Raw genomic sequence first — 3,458 nt, forward strand, 5'->3', positions numbered from 1 at the left:
GGGCGCCGGCCCCACAACAACCGGTTTACCCAGGTGCCTCTACTGCGACACGGGCGCCGACGGCTCCGTGGCAGAATCCAATATCCCGGCCAGAAAACGGTTCGGAAACTGCGGATTGAAGTTCAGCACCCGTGCACGGGCAAAGAACGCATCACAATGTTCAGGAAACTTGACCCCGAGAACGGTAAACAGAGCCGCCATATCCTCCAGCGGCTGGCCGTAAACCGAAATCTCGTCCGGAACACACGGTTTTTCCCCGGACAGGCATGCGGCGATACGCCGCTGAAATGGCGTCCCTTCCCGAGACATTTCGATCCATTTTCCGAGATACTCCTCGGCGCGGGCAGCATCGTTCTTCATGTCCGCCAACAGGTACACAAGGAGGAAGTCACGCGGCGAGGGGTCCTCATCCGCACTGATGGCACCCAGCGCTTTCTCAAGGTCTCCCGATGTCAGAGCTGCCGCGAAACTCTCGAGACCCTGACCGGCATCAGCGGCATACTTGCCGAAGCCCTCCAAGTCGCCCTGCACATAGGCCGCATCCGCCTTCAAGACCGCCACGAGGGCACTCGCGTACTGTTCGTCCAGCCCCGCCCTGCGCCAACCCGCTACCGTCCGATTGATCTGCTGCTCGATTTCCTCCATGGGTTTTCCCAAGGCCGCAAGGGCCATCGTTTCGACCGATAATTCGACCACGCTGGCATCCGGGCCGGCCGGCTCCCTTTCGACGTCTTTGAGAAGGCCCTCCCAGGAACGGCTCGCGATCAGCGCCAATCGCCGGTTGGCCTTGAAATCAGGCTTGCCCGGCTGCAGTTCACACGCGCGATTGGCGAGTTCCAGGGCCTCCGCTGCACGGCCCTCTGAAAGATGATACGTGGCAAGCGCATGATACGCGTACGGACACGGCGGCTGCGCCTCGCACGCTTCCCGGAACAATCTGAGCGTCTCGTCGTCCGGAACGGGCCGCGCACGCGCAAGCAAATACTTCAACGACGCATCGCCGGGCTCAGCCGCAAGATAAGCCGCATACTCTTCGACAAGATCGTGGTCGGGATGAGACCGCTCCATGAACTCCTGATACGTGCGATGCACTTCGACGTGGACCGGCCGCGCACCGAGCTTGCCACGCAACACACCCAGATACTCGTCTGCCTGTAGAACCGAGCCGAGCAACGCCAGAGCGTCAACCTCGTCCGGCTGATGCTCGAAGCGCCGAAGAAGATAATCCTTCGCCTCCTCCGCCCGCCCCTTGATAGCCAAGGCCCTATAGACATCCATCGGGGACCAGTCCTGCGCCAGCCCCACGCGGGTCCGGGTCGTCTTGGACCCTTCCTCGCCCATGACGGATTGGGGGAAAGGTTCGAACGTATAGTTGACCTTGTTGATCTTGTGGAAAAGGCCCACGAACAAATCGTACTCGTAATCGGCTTCCTCGCTGGCGTCCGATTCGTCCACATATTCCAGCATCTCACGGATGATGGGGGCGACCCGGTCGGGATTAACGACGAAGATCGGGCTCGCGAACGGCCGCGAGAACGCGTTGGCGTCGATCGTGATCTTCTCGGCATCAAGGCCGATGTCCGGAGCGGCAACCGTGTGTTGGCCCTCGTCGGTCTCCAGAGGCAGGACCCCTTTGCGGGCAAGTTTGTACGTTTCGCCGTCCCACTGAACGTCATACGCGCGATCAAGACCGTTCACGAGGAAAAGCTTATGGTGCTGGCTCGTGTAGTAAGACCACACCGCAAACCCGATCACAAGCGCCAACACCACCACCGGCCCGGCAAATCGTGCAATCGGCGCGTTCGATTCCCGCACCTGCTGCGTGTCGGTCTGCAGAATCTTGGGGACGACCGGTTTCCCGGAGTCCAGATGCTTTTCGGAAGTCTTTCGAAATGCCTTCCATTCCTTTTCCGAGGCCGTTTCGGGATACAGCCGGTTTGCCTCGCTTACCAGGTCGAGAGCGGCTCGGTGGTTGCCGTTGGCCTGGTAGGCGGCCGCCAGCAAGAACCAGTGCCACAGATTCTCCGGCTGCCCGGCCGCCAGCAGCGGACGCAGCACCTCGTGGGCTTCCTCGGCGCGCCGCAACCGGATGAGCACCAGACCCAGCTCGCGGCGCGTTGCGACATCTTCCTTCGCGTTGAGCGAGGCGCGCAACGCGTTCGACGCCTCTTCCAACCGGCCAAAGAAATGGTAGCCGCTGCCGATAAGCCCTACCATATCGGGATCGTTCGGGTACCGCTCGACCAAAAAAGGCACGATCTCGTTGAAGGTGTCGACATCATGAAACGCGAGCACGCCCCCAACAGTCTCGTCAACCGCATCCCGCGAATCGGGCGGATTCTGCACCATCTGCAACGCCTTTTCACGAGCCTCGGCCTTGGCCTTCTCCCAGACCGGAAGCTTGGCCGCTTTGTGCTTCGTGCACGCGCCGCATTGCCGCAAGACACGGTAGCGGCCAAAAGGAATCAATGGCACGCCAAGTCCCACTATGTAGCGTTGGGTATCGTACGAGAGAAGCGTCGTGACCCTGCGGCAGTGCTCGCAGGCCCCCCACTCGAGATGCACGTTTTCCTTGCCGTAGTACCAGGTTCCACATCCGTTGTAAAGCTGAGGCATGGTTTCCCCCTCCCACCGAAAGAATCTACCCCTGTGAATATAGCAAAAGTAAACACGCGCTTCATCAAGAAATGGGTATCCCTCAGCCTGACGTGTAACCCGCCCGCCACGTCATAAGCAATGCCCGCGTGATTCGCAGAGCAGCAACTGTGTCCCCGCAAGAAACACGAGCACGAGAGGTTCCTTGTGCCGGAAGACGGATTCCTGAAGGAAGAATCCCATAAAACTCGCGGTTGTGCCAAGGGTGACGGGCACGAAAGCCAGTCCCGCCGGCAGCAAGCCGCCCTTATCAACCGCGTCGACGCCCCGGATTGCCGCGCACGGCGCCATCGCATGGGTATCCGTCCCTAGTGAAGCCATCGGCGGTCTTTGACGCCAGACATGCCGTCCGATGGGTCAATGCCCTTCCCGGGCGGGCAAACGGGCTCCAAGGCCGTGCGGAGGTTCGTCACCATCCGTTCGACCGTGTCGAGGGCGGCGAGGGCCATGCGCCGCCCCGCCACGAGCCAGGGACTGTTCAGCAAAGGGTCGCGAAGAGGTTCTATCCGCAGGAACATCATTGGGCGCCGCCTTTCACGTTATCGGTCCGCGGTTTTCGTGTTGAGCAAGTAATTTATAACACAAAGTAATTTTAGGCGCAAGAAGTTTCCGCGGAAAATCAGAACCGGCCCCGGCCGCCGCGAAGCCGCACGGGGGCCGTCCCTGGCATCCTTCCATAGCCGGCCCATTTCACTGCCCGGCTGGGCCGGAATGAGTACGGACAAGCGGACTGTGGCCAGCCAGGCCCTTTGTGGGTATAATCAAGCCGGAAAAAGGACGGCCTTGGGGGTGCGCAATGGCAC

Annotated in this window: 3 protein-coding genes; all 3 read right to left on the reverse strand. The window is 60.7% G+C overall.

Annotation, left to right across the window (positions count from 1 at the left end; all coding sequences use genetic code 11):
• Nucleotides 1-39: 39 nt before the first annotated feature.
• Nucleotides 40-2,616, reverse strand: coding sequence for a hypothetical protein (locus PLJ71_17580; GenBank protein HQM50504.1), 2,577 nt, complete (start codon nt 2,614-2,616; stop codon nt 40-42).
• Nucleotides 2,617-2,727: 111 nt separating this feature from the next.
• Nucleotides 2,728-2,976, reverse strand: coding sequence for a hypothetical protein (locus PLJ71_17585; protein HQM50505.1), 249 nt, complete (start codon nt 2,974-2,976; stop codon nt 2,728-2,730).
• Nucleotides 2,964-3,176, reverse strand: a complete 213-nt coding sequence (locus PLJ71_17590; GenBank protein ID HQM50506.1) for a hypothetical protein — start codon at nt 3,174-3,176, stop codon at nt 2,964-2,966. The genes PLJ71_17585 and PLJ71_17590 overlap by 13 nt, the downstream gene beginning before the upstream one ends.
• Nucleotides 3,177-3,458 lie beyond the last annotated feature (282 nt).

It is taken from the genome of Candidatus Hydrogenedentota bacterium (assembly GCA_035416745.1).
In the GTDB taxonomy this organism is placed as follows: domain Bacteria; phylum Hydrogenedentota; class Hydrogenedentia; order Hydrogenedentales; family SLHB01; genus UBA2224.